Annotated in this window: 21 protein-coding genes and 1 pseudogene; 5 read left to right on the plus strand and 17 right to left on the minus strand. The window is 42.8% G+C overall.

All coding sequences use genetic code 11. The features are described 5' to 3' along the window. Positions 1-288: pseudogene (locus LPA49_RS13710) on the plus strand (IS4 family transposase); the annotation flags it as partial. Between the two features lie 52 nt (positions 289-340). On the opposite strand, the gene LPA49_RS13715 reads toward LPA49_RS13710, so the two are convergent. Then, complete coding sequence (locus tag LPA49_RS13715) at positions 341-1588, minus strand: glutamate-5-semialdehyde dehydrogenase (protein WP_074989209.1); 1248 nt, start codon at positions 1586-1588, stop codon at positions 341-343. Beyond that, positions 1585-2691 (minus strand): glutamate 5-kinase, encoded by a 1107-nt coding sequence (gene proB / locus LPA49_RS13720; RefSeq protein ID WP_036973345.1) that lies wholly within the window; start codon positions 2689-2691, stop codon positions 1585-1587. Before proB ends, LPA49_RS13715 begins: the two co-directional genes overlap by 4 nt. A gap of 921 nt (positions 2692-3612) precedes the next feature. Between proB and LPA49_RS13725 the strand changes: the two genes are divergently transcribed. Continuing rightward, positions 3613-5469 (plus strand): sodium:proton antiporter, encoded by a 1857-nt coding sequence (locus tag LPA49_RS13725; protein ID WP_036973346.1) that lies wholly within the window; start codon positions 3613-3615, stop codon positions 5467-5469. Between the two features lie 35 nt (positions 5470-5504). On the opposite strand, the gene LPA49_RS13730 is transcribed toward LPA49_RS13725, so the two are convergent. The 15 genes from LPA49_RS13730 to cutA form a co-directional block, all read right to left on the minus strand. After that, positions 5505-6113: a tetratricopeptide repeat protein gene (locus LPA49_RS13730; RefSeq protein WP_230236843.1), complete on the minus strand. Its 609-nt coding sequence runs from the start codon at positions 6111-6113 to the stop codon at positions 5505-5507. Positions 6114-6224: 111 nt separating this feature from the next. Next, entirely contained in the window at positions 6225-7538 is a 1314-nt protein-coding gene (locus LPA49_RS13735) for an adenylosuccinate synthase (protein ID WP_036973348.1), read from the minus strand. Between the two features lie 225 nt (positions 7539-7763). Further along, entirely contained in the window at positions 7764-8642 is an 879-nt protein-coding gene (hflC, locus tag LPA49_RS13740) for a protease modulator HflC (protein ID WP_036973349.1), read from the minus strand. 5 nt (positions 8643-8647) lie between these two features. Further along, complete coding sequence (gene hflK, locus LPA49_RS13745; protein ID WP_036973350.1) at positions 8648-9814, minus strand: FtsH protease activity modulator HflK; 1167 nt, start codon at positions 9812-9814, stop codon at positions 8648-8650. 91 nt (positions 9815-9905) lie between these two features. Then, positions 9906-11195, minus strand: a complete 1290-nt coding sequence (hflX, locus tag LPA49_RS13750; protein ID WP_036973351.1) for a ribosome rescue GTPase HflX — start codon at positions 11193-11195, stop codon at positions 9906-9908. Positions 11196-11212: 17 nt separating this feature from the next. Beyond that, positions 11213-11476: an RNA chaperone Hfq gene (hfq, locus tag LPA49_RS13755; RefSeq protein ID WP_036973352.1), complete on the minus strand. Its 264-nt coding sequence runs from the start codon at positions 11474-11476 to the stop codon at positions 11213-11215. An 80-nt stretch (positions 11477-11556) separates the two neighbouring features. Next, on the minus strand, positions 11557-12474 hold the full coding sequence (gene miaA, locus LPA49_RS13760; RefSeq protein ID WP_074989208.1) for a tRNA (adenosine(37)-N6)-dimethylallyltransferase MiaA: 918 nt from the start codon (positions 12472-12474) through the stop codon (positions 11557-11559). A gap of 6 nt (positions 12475-12480) precedes the next feature. Continuing rightward, a complete protein-coding gene (gene mutL / locus LPA49_RS13765) occupies positions 12481-14334 on the minus strand; it encodes a DNA mismatch repair endonuclease MutL (RefSeq protein WP_230236846.1) in 1854 nt (617 codons plus the stop codon). Between the two features lie 23 nt (positions 14335-14357). Next, positions 14358-15665 carry an N-acetylmuramoyl-L-alanine amidase gene (locus LPA49_RS13770; protein WP_227006797.1) on the minus strand — a complete coding sequence of 436 codons (1308 nt, stop codon included), beginning with the start codon at positions 15663-15665 and terminating at the stop codon, positions 14358-14360. Positions 15666-15736: 71 nt separating this feature from the next. Then, positions 15737-16207, minus strand: a complete 471-nt coding sequence (tsaE, locus tag LPA49_RS13775; protein WP_036973356.1) for a tRNA (adenosine(37)-N6)-threonylcarbamoyltransferase complex ATPase subunit type 1 TsaE — start codon at positions 16205-16207, stop codon at positions 15737-15739. A 143-nt stretch (positions 16208-16350) separates the two neighbouring features. Next, a complete protein-coding gene (gene accC / locus LPA49_RS13780; protein WP_036973357.1) occupies positions 16351-17691 on the minus strand; it encodes an acetyl-CoA carboxylase biotin carboxylase subunit in 1341 nt (446 codons plus the stop codon). Positions 17692-17714: 23 nt separating this feature from the next. Next, positions 17715-18176, minus strand: coding sequence for an acetyl-CoA carboxylase biotin carboxyl carrier protein (accB, locus tag LPA49_RS13785; protein ID WP_036973358.1), 462 nt, complete (start codon positions 18174-18176; stop codon positions 17715-17717). Between the two features lie 30 nt (positions 18177-18206). Then, positions 18207-18659: a type II 3-dehydroquinate dehydratase gene (aroQ, locus tag LPA49_RS13790; protein ID WP_036973359.1), complete on the minus strand. Its 453-nt coding sequence runs from the start codon at positions 18657-18659 to the stop codon at positions 18207-18209. A gap of 350 nt (positions 18660-19009) precedes the next feature. Further along, the gene (locus LPA49_RS13795; protein WP_230236848.1) at positions 19010-20851 is read right to left on the minus strand and encodes a protein-disulfide reductase DsbD; all 1842 of its coding nucleotides are present in this window, start codon (positions 20849-20851) and stop codon (positions 19010-19012) included. Beyond that, positions 20851-21171 (minus strand): divalent-cation tolerance protein CutA, encoded by a 321-nt coding sequence (gene cutA, locus LPA49_RS13800; protein ID WP_036973361.1) that lies wholly within the window; start codon positions 21169-21171, stop codon positions 20851-20853. Before cutA ends, LPA49_RS13795 begins: the two co-directional genes overlap by 1 nt. Positions 21172-21332: 161 nt before the next feature. Here cutA and LPA49_RS13805 point away from each other — a divergent pair, with 161 nt between their 5' ends. The 3 genes from LPA49_RS13805 (at position 21333) to groL (ending at position 23938) form a co-directional block, all read left to right on the plus strand. Beyond that, entirely contained in the window at positions 21333-21809 is a 477-nt protein-coding gene (locus tag LPA49_RS13805) for an FxsA family protein (protein ID WP_036973751.1), read from the plus strand. Positions 21810-21952: 143 nt separating this feature from the next. Then, positions 21953-22240 (plus strand): co-chaperone GroES, encoded by a 288-nt coding sequence (locus LPA49_RS13810; protein ID WP_036973362.1) that lies wholly within the window; start codon positions 21953-21955, stop codon positions 22238-22240. A 51-nt stretch (positions 22241-22291) separates the two neighbouring features. Beyond that, positions 22292-23938, plus strand: a complete 1647-nt coding sequence (gene groL, locus LPA49_RS13815; protein ID WP_075594292.1) for a chaperonin GroEL — start codon at positions 22292-22294, stop codon at positions 23936-23938. The last annotated feature ends 4 nt before the right edge of the window (positions 23939-23942 follow it).

The raw sequence follows: 23942 nt of genomic DNA on the forward strand, positions 1-23942 counted from the left end.
CTCGCTTACAACTTAATACGCATAATCATGCTTGATGCAACTAAAGAAGAAGATATCTTGCCTACTCAATTAAGCTTTAGCCAATCTATGCGGCAGGTAATCGCTTTCTTCATGTTTACGCCAATACATAGTGCAAGTAAGTTACCTGTTCATTATGATGAGTTACTGAAAACACTTAGGTTGTTTATCTTACCCGATAGGCTACCAGACAGGCATTATCCAAGGGTGATAAGAAGGAAACCAAATAAGTATCCTTACAAAAGAAAATGCCAGTCAGCTCTTAACTGACTGGCATTACGAGCAGAGCCCGGCATTTTCATGTTTTATTTTGCGTAAATAATTACTCGCGAATTTGACCTTCGCCGTTCACTAGGTATTTTTCTGTCGTGAGTGACTCTAAGCCCATTGGGCCATAAGCATGCAGCTTGGTTGTTGCAATACCAATCTCTGCACCTAAACCTAATTGCGAGCCGTCAGAAAAACGAGACGATGCATTAACCATAACCACTGAAGCATCTACACTACGTTGGAATAACTGCGCAGCAGCTTGGTCTTTTGTACAGATCACTTCTGTGTGGTTAGAACCGAATTTAGCAATGTGGTCAATCGCACCCGCGAAATCAGGAACAACTTTAATCGCGATTTCTAAATCGAGGTACTCTTCACCAAACTCATCGTCGGCCAGTACAGTCGCGTTGTCAAAATACGCTGCGGCTTTTGCGTCTGCATTCACTTTTACGCCTTCTTGACGCAGTACCACTGCACATAAGTTTAAAAACTCATCAGCGATATCTTGGTGAACGACTAAACCTTCAAGTGCATTACACACGCCTGTACGCTGCGTTTTACCGTTAAGTAATAGATTAATAGCCACATTTAAGTCGGCGTCTTTATCTACATAAAGATGACATACGCCTTTAAAATGCTGAATAACAGGAATCGTACTATTTTCTGTTACAAAGTTAATTAGGCCTTCACCACCGCGTGGAATGATTAAATCAATGGTGTCACGTTGCTGCATCAGCTCCATGAGTAAACCGCGGTCTGGGTCTGGAATCACCGAAATTAACGCTGTTGGCAGGCCATGCTTTTCTAATACTTTGTGCATCACACTGGCAATCGCTTGCGAGCTTTTAAGCGCTTCTTTACCACCGCGTAATATGACACCGTTACCTGATTTGAAACACAATGCACCCGCATCCGCTGTTACATTAGGACGCGCTTCGTAAATCATACACACCACACCTAAAGGCACACGCATTTTACTGATCTTAATGCCATTCGGGCGCTCAGTAATTTCACGTAGTTGACCCACAGGATCGTCAAGGCTAACAATTACCTCAATCCCTTCAGCCATGGCTTCGATACGCTCATCATTTAACGTTAAGCGATCAATCATTGCCCCAGGGAGATTATTATCACGCGCCGCAGCTAAATCGCTTTCATTTTCTTTGATAATGAACGCTTTACTTTCACGAAGTGCCTGTGCCATCTCAGTTAAAACCTGATTTTTAGTGGCTGTATCCAGTAAGGCTAGCTGGGTAGCAGCGTGTGCTGCTTGGCTCGAAATATCCGTAATTAAACTCATGACTTCTCCAATAATGCGATATCTTTCTCTGATACAACGGGGCCAATTGAATCCTGCATTTTCTCGCTAAATTCACTTTGCTCGTTGTCAGCTATAAAACTTAATAAACAGCTACTGTAATTCGCTGTTGCTTTTGCTAGACGCGTACCATCGTCACTGCGTACTAAAATAGTATCGCCTACGCCAAATTCTCCGTGTACCGCAAGAATTTCATCACTGCGAATACACCCATTTTCTCGGTTTGATGATTCATTAATTGAACCTTCAACCACAACTTCACCTTGCTCATTGGCAGTGTGGGTCATCCAATGCACCGCTTCTTGCATTGGTTTTTCGTATGGGGTGAAAATAGTGCCTGGATTATCACCTGCTAATAAACGGTTAAATGTTTCTTCTTTAAACCCGTTTAAAATATAGGTGGTGATACCATGTGAAGTCGCTTTTTCTGCTGCTTCTATTTTCGTTTTCATACCGCCAGTACCTACAGCACTGGTTGCACACCCAGCCATAGCATAAATTGATTCATCAATGCTTTCGATTTCAGGTAATAAGACAGCGTCCTCATGTAAATTAGGGTTCTTGTCATATAAACCATCGACATCTGAGAAAATCATCAAGGCATCCGCATCTGCCGCAGCCGCAACCATGGCCGATAAGTTATCGTTATCACCTACTTTTAAATCGTCGGTTGTTACCGTGTCATTTTCATTAATGATGGGCAATACACCGTGCTCAAGTAAAGTAAATACTGTTTCTCTAATACTTGTATAGCGTTCACGGTCTCGCAAATCACCATGCGTTAATAAAATTTGCGCCGATGGGAAATCAAAAAAGCGATCCCACATGGCCATCATTTCTGTTTGGCCAGCCGCTGCCATTGCTTTTTTCATCGTCACAGAGCGTTGCTCTTGCTCTGGGAATAAATGCGAACCAGCAGCCACCGAACCTGACGATACTAAAATAACTTCGATACCTTGCGCTCGACAACGAACGATGAACTGTGCAATGGTCAGTAAATAACGAGAACGACACCCATCTTGATCAGGTGCGATTAAGGCGCTACCAACTTTTAGTACTATACGTTGCCATTTAAACTTTTGCATAACTGTTCAACTTTCCATTTTACTATCTGTTCAGTGTCAAAATGCCACTGATTAAAAGACTCACGTTTAGCCGAGCTAAACGCACTGATCATAATTAATCTGTCAAACCACTTATCTGAGCACACAGCTAAGCCACGCAAGTAATGCGATTAGATATAGCACAACTTTTATTCAGTCAGTAGACCAAACGGTTATAAACCATAAGTTGTTATAAAAAGATAAGTGTTGTTTATGTATCGCTGTAAAAAGCTGTGTGCGGCTTTTATTAATAACAACATACATAGAGCCTATACAGTCTGGTACACCAACAGATAGGGTGTAGACTGTATGACCGAGATTTAGCTGCCACGATGGGAACTAAACATTGACCAGACAATGAACTTATATTCTATTCAACACGTAATAAATACACACTGAATAGGGCCAAGCTCATTTCTATTTAATTAGAAAACAAAGTGTAAAATACACACTTAGCTCGCCAAACAATTGATTAAATAGAGCTTGAGCTCTAAGTAGAAAGGGTTTTCGTTACCAATCATTTAGATATCAAATTGTTTGAACACGAAATATAATACGGTAAACATAGGGGTAAGATCAAGTCTGAAAAGCAATCATACCTTTTATACTTACCATAACCTTGAAAAATAGAGCTCAAATAACAAACAGTTAAGACCTAGCATTTATCACTTAATGATTTTTTATCAACTTTTAAAGATTTTGTTGTCGAAAGCAGCCCAAAAAGTAGTAATAACGACTAAAATCGTATGTGAAGCAACAAGTTTGCTTGTGTCTATGACGGTGAGTAGGCTTTAATAGGTAAGCAATTTTATTTAAAAGTTAACGACTGTTTATCGTTTTCAAACGCGATTACCTATCTCGTTGGTGTTTTTAAATAGTAGTAACTAAAGGATACTTTATTCTATGTCAGCAATTTATATAGCAGGGATCGCCTTGTGCTCTGTGTTAGCACAGTGGATAGCCTGGGCGTTTCGTGTACCCGCTATTTTATTTTTACTACTAACGGGTTTATTACTTGGCCCATTTAGCGGCATTTTAAACCCCGATGCCTTACTCGGCGACTTGCTTTTCCCTGTCGTGTCATTGAGTGTTGCAGTGATCCTTTTTGAAGGCTCCTTAACGCTTCATTTTCGAGAGTTAAAAGGCATAGGCAAAGTTGTTCGAAACCTATGCTCCATCGGTATGATCACCACCTGTTTAATTATAAGCCTCAGTGCCTATTGGATTTTAGAACTAAACTGGCGCGTTGCAGCAGTTCTGGGGGCAGTATTAGTGGTTACCGGCCCGACGGTTATTGCCCCTTTATTAAACTCAATGCGGCCTACGCAAGATATCGACCGCATATTACGCTGGGAAGGTATTGTTATTGACCCCATTGGTGCCTTGTTTGCAGTGCTGGTATTTGAAGCCGTTATGCTTGTTGGTCAGGGCGAAGTACTCAGCCACACGATCATTGCTTTATTCAAGACCCTAGGCGTTGGTTTAACAATCGGTGTCGTCGCTGGCTGGTTAACAACCCTACTTATTCGCCGAGAGTGGTTACCGTTCGAACTACATAAGTTTGGCATACTAGCCTTAGTGCTCATTAGTTTCACGGTTTCTAACCACTTAAGCCATGAATCAGGACTACTTGCTGTTACCGTCTTTGGTATATGGCTTGCTAATCAGGACGACTTAGAAATAGACTCTGTGCTTGAATTTAAAGAAGACCTGTCGATGATTCTCATTTCATCCCTGTTCATCTTACTGGCTGCACGTTTACAGCTTTCCGACTTAATGATGCTGCACAGCGACGTGTTTATCTTTTTAGCCATTGTTTTATTTGTGGCGCGCCCTGCGTGTATCGCAATTTCGACGTTTAAAAGTGATTTACCCTTAAAATCTCGTCTCGTCTTATCGTGGATAGCCCCACGCGGTATTGTCGCGGCGGCAGTAGGCTCTGTGTTTGCCCTAAGCATGGTCGAAGCCGGTATCGCGGATGCAGAAAAAATAGTGCCACTTATCTTCACAGTCATTATCGTCACTGTGGTTTTACAGAGTTTAACGGCAACGCCTTTAGCTAAATTATTAAAAGTACGTCAGCCGTCACCTAATACGATTCTTATCATAGGTGCAAACCATGTTGCACGTGCTATCGCCTGTGGTTTAAAAGAACAAAACATTCCTGTTCATTTATCTGACCCCGCGTGGGAAAACTGTCGCATGGCGCGCATGGATGGTTTACCCTGTTATTACGGTAACCCGCAATCAGAACATGCTGAGCGTTACTTACCCCTAACCACAATTAGAAACGTGTTGGCACTGTCGCCAAACCGTCATCATAATGCCTTGGGCGTACAGTATTTTTCTCACCTATTGGATGAAAAAAATGTATTTTCACTGCGCTCATCAACCAACCACGCTAAAGCGAATAAAGACAGTGCGACGTTCTTATCACGACAAATTTTATTTGGTGATAACGGGGCCTATGCTCGTTTAAGTAGCTTAATCGCGAAAGGGGGTAAAGTGAGTGCAACGCGTATTTCTGACGAGTTTAGCTGGGAGCAGTACCAAGAAGTCAACAGTGAAGCAATTCCATTGTTTATTCTAAATGGTGAAAAAGATGATGACGATGATTCACCTATACGTCTTCGCCCTTTCACCACCCACATGGAAAAAACACCTCAAGTTGGTGAACGAGTCGTGGCACTACAGCCTCCTAAACTTTCTGTTTTAAAAGATCCGAATAACGGTAAAAATAAAGAGAAAAAAGAAGACTAATAATAACGATAAGGCCAGCATTTGCTGGCCTTTGTTTAATCAGGTAGACGGGCGCGGGCGACAACGCTGTCGGGCATTTTTTCTGCCAATTTAGCCAGTAACTGTTCTACTTTTTTATGCTGTGCTTTGTCAGCCACCATTGAGTGAAATAACCAACGGTAGGCGTCTTCATAGTCACGAGGGCTGCCATAGCCTTGATTGAATAGGTTAACCAAGCGAATTTGTGCTTTAAGGTTTCCCTGTGCCGACGCTTCTCTGAGGTAGGTGACCGCCATGGCTTTATCTTTCTGTACTAATTGGCCGACATCATAGTAACGACCAAGCTGCTCGAGTGCCGCTGCGAAACCTTGCTGTGCGGCTTGGCGCATGTAATAAACACCCAGCTCAACATTGCGGTCTACACACACCGCATACGCTAACATATCACCATACAGGAATTGATACGATGGCAACGCCATTTTATTGGCTCGCGCTTCAATATCTTGTACTAGCTGGCAATCATCAGCCTTTACCCGTGCCAAATGTGCATTTTTATTAATTAAGCCAATTAACTCGCTCTCAGTATACAAAGGGACTGCTGTAATAGGCTCTTCAGCCATGGCTTGGCTTGAAAAGAGGAATGTTAAAGGCAATAAAACACGCATCAAAATCACTTAATGAAAATCTGTCTTAGTAAATAATATACAATTTTCATTCCAGAATAAATTTTAGGCACAAAAAAAGCTGCCGAAGCAGCTTTTTTAAACATATCGTGATTATGCAAACGGGTTGCGTAATACCATTGTTTCAACACGGTCTGGACCTGTTGAGATGATATCAACTGGCACGCCAGTGATTTCTTCGATACGTTTGATGTAGTCAATCGCTGCTTTTGGCAGCTCTTCAACTGAAGTAACACCGACTGTGTTTTCAGACCAACCAGGCATCTCTTCGTATACTGGTGTTACTTTCTCGTAGCCTTCAGCAGCTAATGGTGTAACGTTCGTTACTGTGCCATCTTCTAACTGGTAACCAGTACAGATTTTCAGTGTTTCTAAACCGTCTAGTACGTCTAGTTTAGTTAAACAGAAACCTGAGATGCTGTTGATTTGTACTGCACGGCGCATAGCCACTGCATCTAACCAACCTGTACGACGTAAACGGCCCGTTGTTGCACCAAACTCATGGCCTTTCTCACCTAAGTGCTTACCTACTGGGTCTTGTTTATCTAGACCGTCGTAAAGCTCGGTAGGGAATGGACCTGAACCTACACGTGTTGTGTAAGCTTTGATGATACCTAATACGTAATCAAGGTGTAATGGACCAAAGCCCGCACCGGTAGCTACACCACCTGCAGTGGTGTTAGACGATGTTACGTATGGGTATGTACCGTGGTCGATATCAAGTAACGTACCTTGCGCACCTTCAAATAAGATGTTGTCGCCCGCTAAACGTGTTTGATCAAGAAGCTCAGTAACATCAACAACCATTGCTTTTAAGATATCAGCGATTGCCATTGCATCGTCAAATGTCTTTTGGAAGTCAACTGGTTCTACTTTGTAGTAATGCTCTAACGTGAAGTTATGGTATTCCAATACTTCTTTAAGCTTACTAGCAAACTGTTCAGGGTTGAATAAGTCACCAACACGTATACCACGACGTGCTACTTTGTCTTCATAAGCTGGACCGATACCACGACCTGTCGTACCGATTGGCTTATCGCCACGTGCTTTTTCACGGGCTAAATCTAATGCAATGTGGAAAGGTAAAATTAGCGGACATGCTTCGCTGATTAATAAGCGTTCACGTACTGGTACGCCACGCTCTTCTAGCATGCCGATTTCTTTCATTAATGCTTCTGGTGATAAAACAACACCATTACCGATCACACACTTAACATTGTCACGTAATACACCCGATGGAATAAGGTGTAAAACCGTCTTTTCACCGTTGATCACCAAAGTATGGCCTGCGTTATGACCACCTTGATAACGAACTACTAAAGATGCTTTGTCTGTAAGGAGGTCAACTACCTTACCCTTACCTTCGTCACCCCATTGGGTGCCTAGTACAACAACGTTTTTACCCATTGCAAATTCACTTAGAAAAAATTAGGACGAGATTTTACCAGAAAACGAGGTGAAAGATCACCCCGTTTAGCTTATTTTTTCTGCGGCTGAATTTTTATCATCTTATTTAATAGCACAATTACAGGCAGAACAGAGGTTTATAAAAACAGACAGTCTATGTTTTAAGCAATCTCAGAAACAAAAAAGCCCCGCAAAATAGGCGGGGCTTTTAACAGCGACAGTAAATTACTGTGCTTTAGAACCTTTCATGTAATTAAAGAAATCGCTATCCGGTGATAGAACCATCACGTCTTGCTTATCTTTAAAGGTATTTTTGTATGCTTCTAAGCTACGAACAAAGCTAAAGAATTCAGCATCTTTACTGTATGCGTTCGCGTAGATAGCTGCGGCATTCGCATCACCTTCACCGCGCACAGTACGTGCATTTCGCTCTGCATCAGCAAGCATAACGGTGACTCGGCGATCGACTTCTGCACGAATTGTTTCCGCTTTTTCCTGACCTTCAGAACGGTGCTCTTTTGCCACTGCAGTACGTTCAGCACGCATACGTTGGAAAATAGAGCTACTCACTTCTTGTGGTAAGTTAATTTGCTTAACACGCACATCAAGTACTTCGATACCTAACTCTTGCGCACTTTCTGATGCTTGTACTAATGCTTCTTCCATCAGCTCACTTCGCTCACCAGAGACAATTTCTCTGATAGTGCGCGAACCGAAGTTAGTACGCAGTCCGTTATTAACTTTTTGCTTTAGGAGTGTTTCAGCGTATTGCTTATCACCACGAGCACGCAAGTAGAAAGCGCTAAAATCGTTAATACGCCATTTTACGTACGAATCAACAATTAAGTCTTTCTTCTCGCTGGTTACAAAGCGGTCTGGTGCACCATCTAGCGTTTGAATACGTGCGTCTAAGCGACGTACTTGGCTAAAAAATGGGACTTTAAGGTGTAAACCAGGCCCATACACCACCGCGTTATCACTGTCGTCTTTTTGCACTTTGCTGAATAACAGCACAATTGCCTTTTCGCCTTCTTGCACAACAAATACTGCTGAGAACGACAATACAAGAGCAAGGGCGAGTATGACTAAACTAAAGTTTTTCATCTTGTTTATCTCCCCTCATTAAAACGGTCAGTAGCGAAACGATCACCGCTTGGATTAACAGTGCTGTTTCGTGATGTGTTTATCTTATTGCGAAGGTCCTTGATATCACTTGAGCTTGGAAGTGCAACTCGCGTTGCCGTGCCTTGCTTTTCCATGATTTTATCAAGTGGTAAATACAGCATGTTATTGCCACCTTTCACATCGACTAACACTTTAGAGCTGTTACCTAACACTTGTTCCATTGCATCAATATATAAACGCTGACGCGTGACTTCTTTTGCTGCTTGGTACTCAGGTAATAACTTTTCAAAACGTGCCACTTCACCTTGTGCTTCAAGGGTAATACGTTCGCGATACGCTTCTGCTTCTTGTGTCATACGTGTGACTTGACCACGTGCACGCGGTTCAATTTCACGGGCATATGCTTCGGCTTCACGAATAAAACGTTCTTCATCTTCTTGCGCTGCAATCGCATCATCAAAGGCATCTTTCACTTCGCCCGGCGGACGAGAGTCTTTAAAGTTCACATCGCTGACAATAATACCGAGGTTATAAGGCTCGATAATTTTGTTTAGTTCATCCCATGTTTGTTGACGAACTACCTCACGACCTGTTGTGAGTACTTGGTCCATTTTCACATGACCAATGACATAACGCAGTGCACTATCAAGTGCCTGTTGTAAGCTGTGATCAGCATCCGTTACACTAAACTTGTAAAGATGTGGGTCAATTACACGGTACTGAACTTCAAACTCAACATTAACTACGTTTTCATCTTCGGTGAGCATAAACCCTTTTGCTGATAATGAACGAACGGCTTCAATATCAACAGGAATAACACGTTCGATGAACGTCATCTTCCAACGTAAGCCAGGTTCAGCAATACGGTCAAATTGACCAAACTGTAGAACCACACCACGCTCGGCTTCTTTTACGGTGTAAATACCACTCAATGCCCATACGATGACGGCAATGATTAAAATGAAAGAAATGCCTGCGCCACCAAGTCCGCCGCCGTTGTTACCTGGTTTGTTACCACCAAATAAACCGCCAAACTTGCCGGAGAACTTACGCAGTACCTCGTCTAAATCAGGTGGGCCTTGATCTTTACCGCCTTTATTATTCCACGGATCTTTATCATTGCCATTATTACCCGGTTCATTCCAGGCCATAGCTATACTCCATTGTTATCTAAATGAATTAGGTTAAATCTATCAAATATACAGCATTTCTCATACTAAAAATGACAAATGCTGCTGATTTTTAGTTCGCCGCTACAAAAGAATCGAGGTCATGCCCCATTTCTTTTTTCAAACGATTCCATTCCGCCATAGGCAAACGTACTGACAAAAGCCAATTGCCTTGCTCATCAAATTGCTCTTCATGCACAGCATTTAAATTAAATAATGCGGCACGAATACGCCCATGTTGTGGCGGTAATTTAAGCTCATCGGCAAACATTTTTTTGGCAAGTAACTCATTAATTGCCTCAGACAACAACTCACAACCGACCCCCGTACGTGCCGAAAGCCAAACGCGAATAGGTTGCCCTTCGTCGTTTCTATCTATACGTGGCGCAACGTCATCTAGCGCATCAATTTTGTTATAAACCAATAATTGTGGCACATCGTCTGCCTCAATTTCTTTGAGTACCGATTGCACCTGCTCTATATTTTCTTTACGGCGAGGGTCTGCCACATCAATCACATGAAGCTGTAAATCGGCTTCACGCGTTTCTGTTAATGTTGCTTTAAAGGCAGCCACTAAATCATGTGGTAAGTGGCGAATAAAGCCCACCGTATCGGCCAAAATAACGGGGCCAATGTCTCCAATGTCCAACTTACGTAACGTTGGATCAAGTGTTGCAAACAGCTGATCCGCTGCATACACATCAGAATTTGTTATACGGTTAAAGAGTGTCGACTTACCCGCATTGGTATACCCAACTAATGACACCGTGGGGATTTCATTTCGAGTACGCGCACGTCGCCCCTGCTCACGCTGAACAGCGACTTTATCTAAACGGGCACGAATATTCTTAATTCTTGCACGCAGTAAGCGTCTATCTGTCTCGAGTTGAGTTTCACCCGGTCCTCGTAAACCAATCCCGCCTTTTTGTCTTTCAAGGTGGGTCCAACCACGGATCAGGCGAGTAGAAATATGGCGAAGCTGAGCCAACTCCACTTGAAGTTTACCTTCGTGGGTACGCGCTCGCTGCGCAAAAATATCCAAGATCAAACTCGTACGATCAAGTACACGACACTGGCAAACGCGCTCTAAATTGCGCTCCTGTGACGGGCTAAGTTGATGATTGAAAATGATGACATCTGCATTGTGGATTTTGACAGTTTCAGCGATTTCTTCTGCTTTTCCGGTCCCGACGAATAGTTTCGGATGTGGTGCTTGACGACTGCCTTGCACAATCGCCAAACTACTAACACCAGCAGAAGATACCAACAACTCTAATTCGTGAAGATCTTCGCGATCCCCCTCTTTAGGTAAGTCGATATGAACTAAAACTGCCTGTTCGCCGGCTTCATAACGGTCAAACAAGCATTACGCTCCTAAATTTAAAAGTTTCCAGCTTCTTGCTCTTCTGCATCATCACTTCCTTGTACACCTTGGAAGTTAACAGATCGCGCTGGAACAACGGTAGAAATAGCGTGTTTATACACCATTTGATTTACGGTGTTTTCTAGTAAAATAACAAATTGGTCAAATGACTGGATTTTACCCTGAAGTTTAATGCCATTAACCAAAAAGATTGATACTGGAATGCGCTCACGACGTAACGCATTCAAAAATGGGTCTTGTAACGACTGGCCTTTTGCCATGTTATTTTCCTTCGTTCTAGGTGTTATTATAATTAAGTAGCTGAACTCATTTAACAAAGCTAAATTTTTTTCAACTACTACTAGCTTAGCGAACTTACTACACGTTGCAAGTTTTCTTCATCACCCGTGGTTAACCAAGTAACATTTGGCCAACCTCTTAACCAAGTTAGCTGTCGCTTGGCTAACTGCCGTGTGGCTGCAATACCACGAAAGACCATTTCATCATAGTCAGTTTCGCCTGCAATGTAATCCCACATTTGTCTATAACCTACGCAACGAATTGATGGCAGATCGGGGTGTAAATCCTTACGTTTATATAGGGATGAAACTTCATTTTCAAACCCCTGGTCGAGCATTATTTTAAACCTTTTCTCAATTCGCTGATGCAATTCACTGCGATCATCAGGTGCAATCGCAAATTGATGGAAAGTATAAGGTAACTCAGGCTGCTTTTGTTTTTGCAGCTCTGTCATTGTTTTACCTGTTATACGATACACTTCGAGCGCACGATTAATGCGTTGTGAATCATTTTCACTCATTTTGCTCGCAGCATCAGGATCAATTTTAATAAGCTCTTTGTGCAAATGCGGCCAACCAAACTGCTTTGCTTCTTTTTCAAGCTCAGCACGTACTTCGGGTGATGCCTCTGGTAGCGGTGATAAGCCATCAAGTAATGATTTAAAATACATCATTGTACCGCCAACCAGTACAGGTACTTTACCTTGCTCATGAAATAGATCAATCTTTTCAATTGCATCGCGACGAAAATCTGCGACTGAATAACTCTCTGCTGGATCAATAATATCAATCAAATGATGTGGCGCTCGCGCTAATTCATCAGCATCGGGCTTAGCCGTACCAATATTCATATCTTTATATACAAGTGCGGAGTCAACACTGATAATTTCAGTGTTAAGGTGCTCGCATAATGCAATTGCCAGTTCGGTTTTCCCTGCAGCTGTTGGTCCCATTAAAAAAATGACGGGTAAGTTATTCAAGCCTGATTACCTTGCTTCGTTTAAAAACTGAGATAGTTCTATTTTAACTGCTTTTTCACGCAAACGTTGCATTGTTTGTGGATTATTTTCTAGTCGCGATATTTGTTCCAAAAAGACTTGGCTTGCAAAATACCGGGTCGGTATTTGGCTATCAAGCCAAATAAGCCAACCGTCTAATGTGCTATCAACACTCTGACAGGCACTAATAAGTCGTGCTATTGCATCACTCACATCTAATAAATACAAACAGGGCGGCAGTTTTTTCACCATCACAAAATGTTTTTCAATGACTAGGTCAAACCCTAATAACGTAAACCAAGATTGCTGCGCATTAAGCGCATTAACGTCATCATCACTCACATTAACACGCACAGGCAACAGCAATGCTTTGCCTTCAAGGTTTCCTGCTTGTTCAACCTGAGTGTGCCAGTCGAGGCTCAGTGCATGCTTAAAGTGAGCTGCAAATAACTGGTTATCTTCACAAAATACACACTGCCCCTCTTGCACATGGATAAGCTGGGTCAATGCGGGTTGTGTATCGGTTACCGCTGCAACACTGGGCTCAGGGCTAACACGGTCAAAATGTGCCGCGTGTTGCTCGCTAATTCCTTGATAAAACGCATTAACATCGTGATGAGTCGTTTTAGTTCGGGGCTCACTTGGCGCACTGCCCCCTGCTCGCGATGCCCCACCCGACGATGAATACGAAGGGTGACGCGCTGGCTGTAATGCCGACTTAGGGTAATCATACTGCTCAGAATAGCTTGTAGCAGGGCGACTCACTGGCAACGTACTTGGTTGAGTGAAATTAAGCGGCGTGTCTGCAACAGAGTCCGTGTTATTAACACCTGACTCAAAATCGACGTCATGCTGAAGCGGCACGACCACTTGTTTAATCGCTTGTAGAATAAAATCATGAACCAAGCGCCCTTGGTGAAAACGCACTTCGTGTTTGGCCGGGTGCACGTTAACGTCAACTTGGCGCGGGTCAATATCAATATAAATAACGAAGCCTGGTAGCTCCTCAGACCCTGCGACCTCTTCAAAGGCCTGACGAATTGCATGCAGAATCAACTTATCGCGCATCATGCGATTATTTACATAGGTGTACTGCGTACTGTTGCTTGACCCTACAGGTAAAACCCAACCTCGCAGCATCAGCCCCGCTTCACCAGATTGAATATGTAAAGCGTGTTCGCTAAATGCTTTACCAGCAACTTGCGCAACACGGGTAATCGCATCTTCAGGGTTTGGTTTAGCACGGTACTGACGCACGACCTTGGCATTATGCGTTAACGTAATCGACACATCGAAGCGGCTTAAAGCGATTCGCTTAATAAGCTCATCAATATGCGAAAACTCGGTTTTTTCGGTGCGTAAAAATTTACGTCGTGCTGGGGTGTTAAAAAATAAGTCTTTCACCTCAATGGTAGTGCCATCGGGGTGGGCTGTTGGCTTGACTTGCACCGCCATATCACGGCCTTCAGCAAACGCTTGCCATGCAGCCTCTTGCTCTTTTGGCTTCGAGCTCAATGTCAAACGTGATACTGAGCTGATCGAGGCCAGCGCTTCACCACGAAAACCCAGCGAACAAATATTCTCCAGATCATCGAGTGACTTTAACTTACTGGTTGCGTGGCGAGATAGTGCCAATGTGAGCTCATCTTTATTAATACCCGAGCCATTATCTCGAATCCGAATAAGCTTATGACCACCACGTTCAATATCTATTTGGATTCGCGTCGCACCGGCATCCAAACTATTTTCAACCAGCTCTTTAACGACTGACGCGGGACGCTCAACCACTTCACCCGCTGCAATTTGGTTAGCCAGTCGCGCGGGTAATATTTCTATACTCATAGTGTTCCTAACACGCTAATTGACTAGCTTTGGGGAATATCAAGCTCTTGCCCGATAAACAAAGTGTTCGATTTTAGGTTATTTACCGTTTTAAGCTTGCTCACAGATGTGCCATAACGACTCGCCAACATGCTTAGCGATTCACCCGGGCGTACCTTATGCTTGGTTGGGTATTGCGCTTTTAATTTAGCAAATAAAGAGTCATCCGGTGGATTTTGTAAGTAATAGCTTTTAATTGATTTAAAGATTGCTTTAGCTAATCGCTCTTGGTGATTGGCTGTTTTTAGTAAACGTTCTTCACGCGGATTCGAGATAAACCCTGTTTCGACCAAAATAGAGGGAATATCTGGCGATTTAAGCACTGCAAGGCTCGCTGCTTGTGGTTCTTTTTTATGTAATTTAGCCACTTTTTTCAGCTCTCTCACCACCTCTTCAGCGACGTTAAAACCCGTTTTCATTGAGTGGTCCATCGACATATCAAGCAATGCTTGCGCTAAATACTTTTCACTAGCGGTGTCTTTTAACACCCCAGCTGCACCGCCTAAAAGCTCCGAATGCTTTTCTTTATCCTCAATCCATTTACCAATTTCTGAGTTTGCACGGCGCAGCGACAACACCCACACAGAGGCTCCATTCGGTTGCGGACTGGTGAAGGCGTCAGCATGAATAGACACAAAAAAGTCTGCTTTTTTCTCGCGTGCAATATTGGTACGCGTATTCAGGTTTACAAAATAATCACTGCGGCGGATCATACGTGAAATCATCCCGCGCTCAGCATCAATCATTCGCTCCAAGCGTTTAGCGATTTGCAACGTGATGTCTTTTTCATAGGTGCCTGATGGCCCTATTGAACCGGGGTCTTCACCACCGTGCCCTGCATCAATCGCAATCACAATATCACGCTCTTGATTAAGCTCGCGCTTTTTGACACTGCTATTCGTACTCGCTATCGGCTCCGCTTTTGGTGTTTTATCAACAAGGTCAACAACTAAACGATGCTTATAAGGGTCGGTAGGTAATAATGCAAATACCACGGGCTTCGTCGCTCGGGTTAATTCAAAAACAAAGCGCACACTTTTGCTGTCTTTTGGTTTCGAATAACGCAGCTTAGAAACTATTTGGTGTTTATTTGGAATACTTGGCAGTGTATCTAACTTATCGGTGTCTTTGAGATCAATCACTAAACGCGATGGATTTTTCAGCATAAAGTAGCTGTAATCGGGTTTGTCGTTTAAATCAAACACAACCCGAGTACTGTCTGGAGAGGGCCACACACGCACGCTATTAATGGAATTTTGTGCCAGCGCAACGTCACTAACAATCAAAAGCATCCAAAAAATTAATAGTTTAAATGTACAACGACCCATTTTTGATAACACACCTTTTATTGTTATTTATTTTATTATTGCGCGCTCTTTAATTGTCTAACTATAGACTGACCACGCTCAGTTAAACTCTTTATTTCAATAGCACGTGCCTCACCTTCATAGCGTAACGTGACATCTAAATCGGGCGTAGGGATAAACTCGCCCCCTTTCTCGGGCCATTCAACCACACAAATTGCCTGTGGTGAAAAATAGTCACGAATTCCCATATACTCAAGTTCTTCAGGGTCACCTAAACGATATAAATCAAAGTGATAGACATCTGCTTTCGTTAATTGGTAAGGCTCTACTAATGTATACGTCGGACTCTTAACCTTACCTTGATGACCAAAACCTTGAACAATACCACGCGTTAAAGTCGTTTTGCCGGCTCCTAAGTCGCCGTGCAAATAAATTACCGCGCCTTGCTCCATTAACGCCGCAAGTTGCTTACCCATGTTTACCGTTGCAGCTTCATCAGCCAGTGGAAAACCAACACTGTCGGTCATTATTACCTCATGAAAAACTAAAAACACACTACTTTGTTAATCATACCAGATTATTTATGTAAGGCGAGAATCAGCCATGCCTTGAATTTGACACAAAAAAACCGGCAAAGTTGCCGGTTTGTTTTAGGTAAACATTATTATGTTTAAAGACCGAGTTTCTTCTCAAGGTAGTGGATATTAGTACCACCGTTTTGGAAGTTTTCATCTGCCAAGATTTTCTTGTGCAGTGGGGTGTTGGTCTTAATGCCGTCGATAACTAATTCGTTTAACGCATTACGTGAACGCGCAATCGCTACATCACGGTTTTCACCGTAACAGATCAACTTACCAATCATTGAATCGTAATGAGGTGGTACAGTGTAATCAGCATAAATGTGGCTGTCCCAACGAATACCTAAACCGCCAGCTGGGTGGAATCGTGTGATTTTACCCGGTGAAGGAATGAAGGTTTCAGGGTCTTCTGCGTTAATACGACACTCAATGGCGTGACCACGAATAACCACATCTTCTTGAGTGAATGATAATGGTTGACCCGCAGCAATTTTTAGCTGTTCTTTAATTAAGTCAACACCTGTTACCATCTCTGTTACAGGGTGCTCAACTTGAATACGGGTGTTCATTTCAATGAAGTAGAACTCACCGTTTTCGTATAAGAACTCAAAAGTACCTGCACCGCGATAACCGATTTCGATACATGCACGAGTACAACGATCACCGATGAACTTACGCATTTCAGCTGTAATGCCCGGTGCGGGTGCTTCTTCAACCACTTTTTGGTGACGACGTTGCATTGAACAGTCACGCTCACCAAGGTGAACAGCGTTACCTTGGCCGTCAGCTAATACTTGTACTTCGATATGACGTGGGTTTTCTAGGAATTTTTCCATGTAAACCATGCCATTACCGAAGAACTGCTTCGCTTCTTGTTGTGTTAATGCGATTGAATCTACTAATTCTTTTTCGCTACGCACAACACGCATACCACGACCACCGCCGCCGCCTGCTGCTTTAATGATTACAGGGTAACCAATGCGCTTAGCGATTTGAATATTGCGTTCATTATCAGCCGTTAATGGACCATCAGAACCTGGTACACATGGTACGCCAGCTTTACGCATTGCTTCAATTGCAGATACTTTGTCGCCCATTAGACGAATTGTGTCGCCTCTTGGACCGATAAATACAAAGCCGCTTTGCTCTACTTGATCAGCAAAGTCTGCATTCTCAGAAAGAAAACCATAACCTGGGTGAATCGCCACCGCATCCGTTACTTCTGCCGCCGCAATAATGCGCGGAATATCTAAGTAACTTTCAGACGCAGCAGGTTTACCAATACAAATTGTTTCGTCTGCCAGTAACACGTGCTTAAGATCACGGTCTGCCGTTGAGTGCACAGCAACAGTTTTGATCCCAAGCTCTTTGCAGGCGCGCAATACACGAAGTGCAATTTCACCTCGGTTTGCAATGACTACTTTATCTAACATAGAGTTGGCCTTTTGTTGCGCTATTATTCAATGATGAATAAAGGTTGATCGAATTCTACTGGCTCGCCGTTTTCAACTAAGATAGCTTTTACTGTGCCCGCTTTGTCTGATTCGATTTGGTTCATCATTTTCATTGCTTCAACGATACACAGTGTATCGCCAACATTTACTTTTGAACCTACTTCTACGTACGGCGCTGCTTCTGGTGATGCTGCTGAGTAGAAAGAACCTACCATTGGTGATTTAACTTGATGACCGGTTGGTGCTGCTGGTGCTGCTTCTGCCGCTGGTGCTTCAGCCACTGGAGCAGGTGCTGCTGCCGGCGCTGGTGCCGCAAAATGTTGAGGTGCATAATGCATTGCAGGACCTGCACTCATATTATTACGGTTAATGCGTACTGATTCTTCACCTTCAGTGATTTCTAATTCAGCAATACCAGATTCTTCTACTAGTTCGATAAGTTTTTTGATCTTGCGAATATCCATTAAACGACCCGCCTGTTAGTTTATTTAAAATTAATGTGTGTTTTGCAACCGATTAACCGCAGCTTCAAGTGCTACTTTATAACCCATTGCTCCTAATCCAACGATAACGCCTTGTGCCACATCCGAAAAATACGAATGATGACGAAATGCTTCACGTGCATGTACATTACTTAAATGCACCTCGTAAAAGGGAATGTTTACACTGAGTAATGCATCTCGTAAGGCAACGCTTGTATGTGTAAATGCTGCAGGGTTGATAATAATACAATCAACCGCTTGCCACGCTGCATGAATTCGCTCAATAAGCGCCGCTTCACTGTTACTTTGAAAATGCGTTAAATCAACATGGTAACGCGTCGCGACCGTGCTTAGTTCAGCCATAATCTCGTCAAGAGATTGTGTGCCATACTTTTCAGGTTCACGCTTGCCAAGCATGTTTAAATTTGGCCCATTTATAACTAAAAGTCTGAATTTTGCAGCCATAATACGCGATATATCCTTTAAGTAACTAGTTTAAACATATTCAACATAAACCCCTGCTTAACTTAAGAGGGTAAATGTAAAATAGCAACTATTTCTCACGTTAACCACCTATTATAGATATTTCGACGTAAATAGCAGCAAAATACTGGTCTAATCACTCTTAAACAAGGCGCATCGTACGTGTGACAAGGAGCTGCGACAAGTTATCCTTGTTGTTTTATTAGGGTGATTAATTATTCAAACCGTTTAAAATTAAACCTAATGTATTAGATTTTACATGAAGTGCTCTTTTAAAAATAAAAACGCCACTCAATTGAGTGGCGTTCAGCTTGTTCGATGCAATTAACCGTTTATTTTGCGTTATTTCGTACTTTTGCTAAATGTTCGGCAAAGTCTTTCGCATTTAAAAAGCCCGTGACTCGTTGCTCGGCTACCTCGTTACCTTGGGTATCAAAAAACAAAATACTTGGTAAACCAAACACCGTGTACTCTTCCATTAACTCAATGGTTTTTGCATCACTTTCGGTTAAATCAATTTGAATTAACTCAAAATGAGCAAACTCACTTTGCACATTGGCATCTGGAAAGGTGTAATGCTCAAATTCTTTACACGCAACACACCAATCGGCATACAAGTCCACCATCACTAAACGGCCTTGGCTATTTGCATCACTAATTTTATCTTTAAGCTCTGCTAGGTTCGCCACTTGTGTAAAGCCGTGGTTTTGCTCTACCACATTAGTAACCACTGCTTTAGTCGGCCAAAAGTAGTTTTTCGTTAACGAAGCCCCTGTAATGACTAATAACGTTGCCGCAAACCATAAAACCGTTTTTAGCTTACTTTGCGACTGACCACTTTGCCAATGGTGCAAATACAACGCGGTTGCAAGTGCAAGTAAACCGGCCATCAACCAAATGATTTCAATATCAACAATTCGCTCTAATAAAATGAGTGGCACAACCAACATAATAAAGCCGAACAAGATTTTAACCTGTTCCATCCAACCGCCGGCTTTAGGGAGTAATTTACCACCTGACGTGCCAAGTAATAATAACGGTAAGCCCATACCTAAGCTGAGTACATAAAGCGTCAAGCCGCCTACCAAGTAGTCGCCACTTTGTGCAACATAAAGCAGGGCTGCTGATAACGGTGCCGTGGTACAAGGTGACGCGATTAAACCCGACAACACCCCCATCATAAACACGCCAACATAGTTGCCGCCTTTTTGCTGGTTACTCACCTGAGTGAGCTTATTCATCATGCCGCTTGGCAATTTAATTTCGTACCAACCAAACATCGACATGGCCAGCAATACAAACAAAATACTAAAGCTAATCAGTACGGTTGGGTGCTGTAAATACCCTTGAACTTGTCCACCCAGTGAAGCAACCACCAAACCTAACGCAGCATATGTCACCGCCATACCTTGTACATAGACAAAAGATAATGAAAATGCTTTTTTCGTTGAAAGGTTTTGCTGGCCTGCTATTAAGCTCGATAAAATTGGAAACATCGGAAAAACACACGGCGTAAAGGCCAGACCCACACCCACCAAGAAGAAAATCACTAAATTAGTCAGTAATCCCTGTGAGGCTAATTTATCTGTATAAGACTGTTCCCCCTTGGGAGCTGCAGGTGTATTTTTTTGTTCTGTTTTTGAAGGCTCTGCATTTTCTAAAGACTCAGCATTGGCTGTTAATGCCGCTAATGCATTACCCGCAGATGCACTGTCGGTAACCTGCTCACCGGCGATGATTGAAAGAGGGATGGTTCTAACTTCTGGCGGATAACATAAGCCAGCCTCTGCACAGCCCTGAAATCGCACTTTTACAACGGCATCTTCTGTCACGTTGCTTAATTTGGAGATGATACTTAAGGAATCAAAAAAAACCTCGGTTCTGCCAAAAAACTCATCTTCGATTATTTCACCTTTGCCAAGGTCTGGAATTTCAATATCAGCTCCTTTGGCAATTATTTCGACTTTCTTTTTATATAAGTAATAGTCTGGCGCTATGTCCCAGCCAATGAAGAGGGTGTTACCTTGCTGATCAAAATCAAAAACAAAGGCCTGATCCACAGGAAGAAAAGTTTGTTCTGCTGGTTGTTGCAGTAAATTTCCGAGTAAATTGCTATTACTTGCACTGGCTGGCAATAACCACAGTGCACAGAGTAATAAAAAGAACGATCGCATTAATTAAGTACCTCATCCATCCAATTAAAATAGGCTAAATTGCCTGTTGCGACATCAACGACCTGAATTTCTGGCACCTCATAACTATGCAACTTCTTGATAGTTTGGATCACCTCATTCATTTTTTCTGATTTTGTTTTGATCAGTAACTTACTCTCTTTGGCTTGAGTCACTTCACCTTCCCACATGTAAATAGATTCAATGGTCGGCAAAATGTTCACACAGGCCGCTAGCTTTTCTTTAACTAGGTGCTGAGCCAGCAGACGCGCTTCATTCTCATTTGCACAGGTAGTAAAAATTAGTCGAAAATGCGTAGTCATAAGGAACCTTTATTTGATTACATGAGTCGCACCATAGTAGCCGATAGTCACTACAATGTGTAGCGGCCTCAATGATCCTTGGTTCTACCTTGAAAAAAGACCTGATCACCCATATTTATATTTCACTGACTCAAAAAAGAGCGACATTTTTAGAGAGCGTTATGTTTAGATTTTTGTTTTTATTATTTATTTTAGTGCCGATTGTTGAGATTGCACTGCTCATTCAAGTGAGTGAAGTCATTGGCGGCTTTGCAACCATAGCGCTTGTCATTGTCACCGCGATTGTCGGTGCAAAACTTGTAAAGCAGCAAGGTATCGGTGCTATTCAAAACGTACAACTGCAAATGGCGCAAGGGCAAATGCCTGCAAAAGAGTTATTTACCGGTCTGTGTGTGATTATCGCCGGTGTCTTACTGATGACCCCTGGTATTATGACCGACGTGTTTGGCTTTTTATTATTAACGCCAGTAGTGCGCAATAAATTGGCGGCAGGCCTTGCCAGTCAAGCGACTGTGCGTATGAGCTCACAAATGAATCAAGGCGCTGCACACTTTCAATATCATAGTAAAACCAGCCAACATGAAGAGCCAACTCACCAGCCAACAACCATTGATGGCGAATTTGAGCGAAAAGATTAAAAATTTTTAATTTTTATACTTGGATTTTTTTAAGCCACCCCCATTATTGAAGGCAATGAAACGCAACGGGTGGCTTTAGCACTCCCCTGCATAACACAAGATTTTTTCTGTACTGTTCAGAAACTGTTAGGAGAACTAAATAAATGAACATTCGTCCTTTACATGATCGCGTCATCGTTAAGCGTCTAGAAGAAGAAACTAAGTCTGCTGGCGGTATTGTTTTAACTGGCTCTGCAGCTGAAAAATCAACGCGCGGAGAAGTTATCGCTGTTGGTAATGGCCGTGTATTAGACAACGGTGAGGTAAGAGCATTAGAAGTAAAAGCCGGTGACACTGTGCTGTTTGGCTCTTATGTTGAAAAAGCTGAAAAGATCGAAGGTCAAGAGTACCTGATCATGCGTGAAGATAACATTCTAGGCATTGTAGGTTAATCCTACTTTTCGTTTAGCAACCCGTTTACAGAATTTAAGAGGAATTAAATCATGGCAGCAAAAGAAGTACTTTTTGCAAGTGACGCACGTGGCAAAATGCTAACAGGCGTAAATATTTTAGCAAACGCAGTAAGAGTAACTTTAGGCCCTAAAGGCCGTAATGTTGTTTTAGACAAATCATTCGGTGCGCCAGTCATCACTAAAGATGGTGTGTCTGTTGCAAAAGAAATCGAGCTTGAAGACAAGTTCGAGAACATGGGCGCACAAATGGTTAAAGAAGTAGCGTCAAAAGCGAATGACGCTGCAGGTGACGGTACAACAACTGCAACCGTATTAGCGCAAGCTATCGTAAACGAAGGCTTAAAAGCAGTTGCCGCAGGCATGAACCCAATGGATCTTAAGCGCGGTATCGACAAAGCGGTTACAGCAGCTGTTGAAGAGCTTAAAGCATTGTCTGTTCCTTGTGCTGACACAAAAGCGATTGCCCAAGTAGGTACTATTTCTGCTAACTCTGATAGCGAAATTGGTAACATTATTGCTGAAGCAATGGAAAAAGTGGGTCGTGATTCAGGTGTTATCACTGTTGAAGAAGGTCAGTCACTAGAAAACGAATTAGACGTTGTTGAAGGCATGCAGTTTGACCGCGGTTACCTGTCTCCTTACTTCATCAACAACGCAGAAAAAGGCGCTGTAGAGCTTGATAACCCATTCATTCTACTTGTAGATAAAAAAGTATCTAACATCCGTGAGTTACTACCTACATTAGAAGCGGTTGCTAAAGCAAGCAAGCCTTTATTAATTATTGCTGAAGACCTTGAAGGTGAAGCACTTGCAACGCTTGTTGTGAACAACATGCGCGGTATCGTTAAAGTATCTGCGGTTAAAGCACCTGGTTTTGGCGACCGTCGTAAAGCAATGCTACAAGACATCGCTGTCTTAACGGGTGGTACTGTAATTTCTGAAGAAATCGGTTTAGAACTTGAAAAAGCAACAGTTGAAGACCTCGGTACAGCGAAGCGCGTTGTGATCACTAAAGATGACACAACAATCATCGATGGCGCAGGTGAAGAAGACGGTATCAATGGCCGTGTTGCACAAATCAAAGCACAAATCGAAGAAGCAACGTCTGACTACGATAAAGAAAAACTACAAGAGCGTATGGCTAAACTAGCTGGCGGTGTTGCAGTAATCAAAGTTGGCGCAGCAACTGAAATCGAAATGAAAGAGAAGAAAGACCGCGTAGAAGATGCATTACACGCAACTCGCGCAGCGGTTGAAGAAGGTGTTGTACCGGGTGGTGGTGTTGCATTAGTGCGCGCTGCAAACAAGCTGGTAGACTTAATTGGTGACAATGAAGACCAAAGTCACGGTATTAAAGTTGCACTTCGTGCGATGGAAGCACCACTGCGTCAAATCGTTACAAACGCAGGCGACGAAGCATCTGTTGTTGTTAACAATGTGAAAGGCGGTGAAGGTAACTACGGTTATAACGCAGCGTCTGGCGAATACAACGACATGATCGAAATGGGTATCCTAGACCCAACTAAAGTAACGCGTTCTGCACTACAGTACGCTGCTTCAATCGCGGGTCTTATGATCACAACTGAAGCAATGGTTGCTGAAATCCCAAAAGATGACGCTGGTGCCCCTGATATGGGTGGCATGGGCGGCATGGGTGGAATGGGCGGCATGATGTAGTCCA

Origin of the sequence: Pseudoalteromonas sp. MB41, from assembly GCF_020966275.1 — a bacterium.
Lineage (GTDB): Bacteria > Pseudomonadota > Gammaproteobacteria > Enterobacterales > Alteromonadaceae > Pseudoalteromonas > Pseudoalteromonas lipolytica.

Excerpts from the sequence above, each read along its gene's own strand:
- cutA (WP_036973361.1), bottom strand. The coding sequence starts at position 21,171 with ATGACTACGCATTTTCGACTAATTTTTACTACCTGTGCAAATGAGAAT.
- hfq (WP_036973352.1), bottom strand. The coding sequence starts at position 11,476 with ATGGCAAAAGGCCAGTCGTTACAAGACCCATTTTTGAATGCGTTACGT.
- accC (WP_036973357.1), bottom strand. The coding sequence starts at position 17,691 with ATGTTAGATAAAGTAGTCATTGCAAACCGAGGTGAAATTGCACTTCGT.
- groL (WP_075594292.1), top strand. The coding sequence starts at position 22,292 with ATGGCAGCAAAAGAAGTACTTTTTGCAAGTGACGCACGTGGCAAAATG.
- LPA49_RS13770 (WP_227006797.1), bottom strand. The coding sequence starts at position 15,665 with ATGCTTTTGATTGTTAGTGACGTTGCGCTGGCACAAAATTCCATTAAT.
- LPA49_RS13735 (WP_036973348.1), bottom strand. The coding sequence starts at position 7,538 with ATGGGTAAAAACGTTGTTGTACTAGGCACCCAATGGGGTGACGAAGGT.
- LPA49_RS13730 (WP_230236843.1), bottom strand. The coding sequence starts at position 6,113 with ATGCGTGTTTTATTGCCTTTAACATTCCTCTTTTCAAGCCAAGCCATG.
- LPA49_RS13715 (WP_074989209.1), bottom strand. The coding sequence starts at position 1,588 with ATGAGTTTAATTACGGATATTTCGAGCCAAGCAGCACACGCTGCTACC.
- LPA49_RS13810 (WP_036973362.1), top strand. The coding sequence starts at position 21,953 with ATGAACATTCGTCCTTTACATGATCGCGTCATCGTTAAGCGTCTAGAA.
- hflC (WP_036973349.1), bottom strand. The coding sequence starts at position 8,642 with ATGAAAAACTTTAGTTTAGTCATACTCGCCCTTGCTCTTGTATTGTCG.
- proB (WP_036973345.1), bottom strand. The coding sequence starts at position 2,691 with ATGCAAAAGTTTAAATGGCAACGTATAGTACTAAAAGTTGGTAGCGCC.
- LPA49_RS13805 (WP_036973751.1), top strand. The coding sequence starts at position 21,333 with ATGTTTAGATTTTTGTTTTTATTATTTATTTTAGTGCCGATTGTTGAG.
- LPA49_RS13725 (WP_036973346.1), top strand. The coding sequence starts at position 3,613 with ATGTCAGCAATTTATATAGCAGGGATCGCCTTGTGCTCTGTGTTAGCA.
- mutL (WP_230236846.1), bottom strand. The coding sequence starts at position 14,334 with ATGAGTATAGAAATATTACCCGCGCGACTGGCTAACCAAATTGCAGCG.
- aroQ (WP_036973359.1), bottom strand. The coding sequence starts at position 18,659 with ATGGCTGCAAAATTCAGACTTTTAGTTATAAATGGGCCAAATTTAAAC.
- tsaE (WP_036973356.1), bottom strand. The coding sequence starts at position 16,207 with ATGACCGACAGTGTTGGTTTTCCACTGGCTGATGAAGCTGCAACGGTA.
- LPA49_RS13795 (WP_230236848.1), bottom strand. The coding sequence starts at position 20,851 with ATGCGATCGTTCTTTTTATTACTCTGTGCACTGTGGTTATTGCCAGCC.
- accB (WP_036973358.1), bottom strand. The coding sequence starts at position 18,176 with ATGGATATTCGCAAGATCAAAAAACTTATCGAACTAGTAGAAGAATCT.
- hflK (WP_036973350.1), bottom strand. The coding sequence starts at position 9,814 with ATGGCCTGGAATGAACCGGGTAATAATGGCAATGATAAAGATCCGTGG.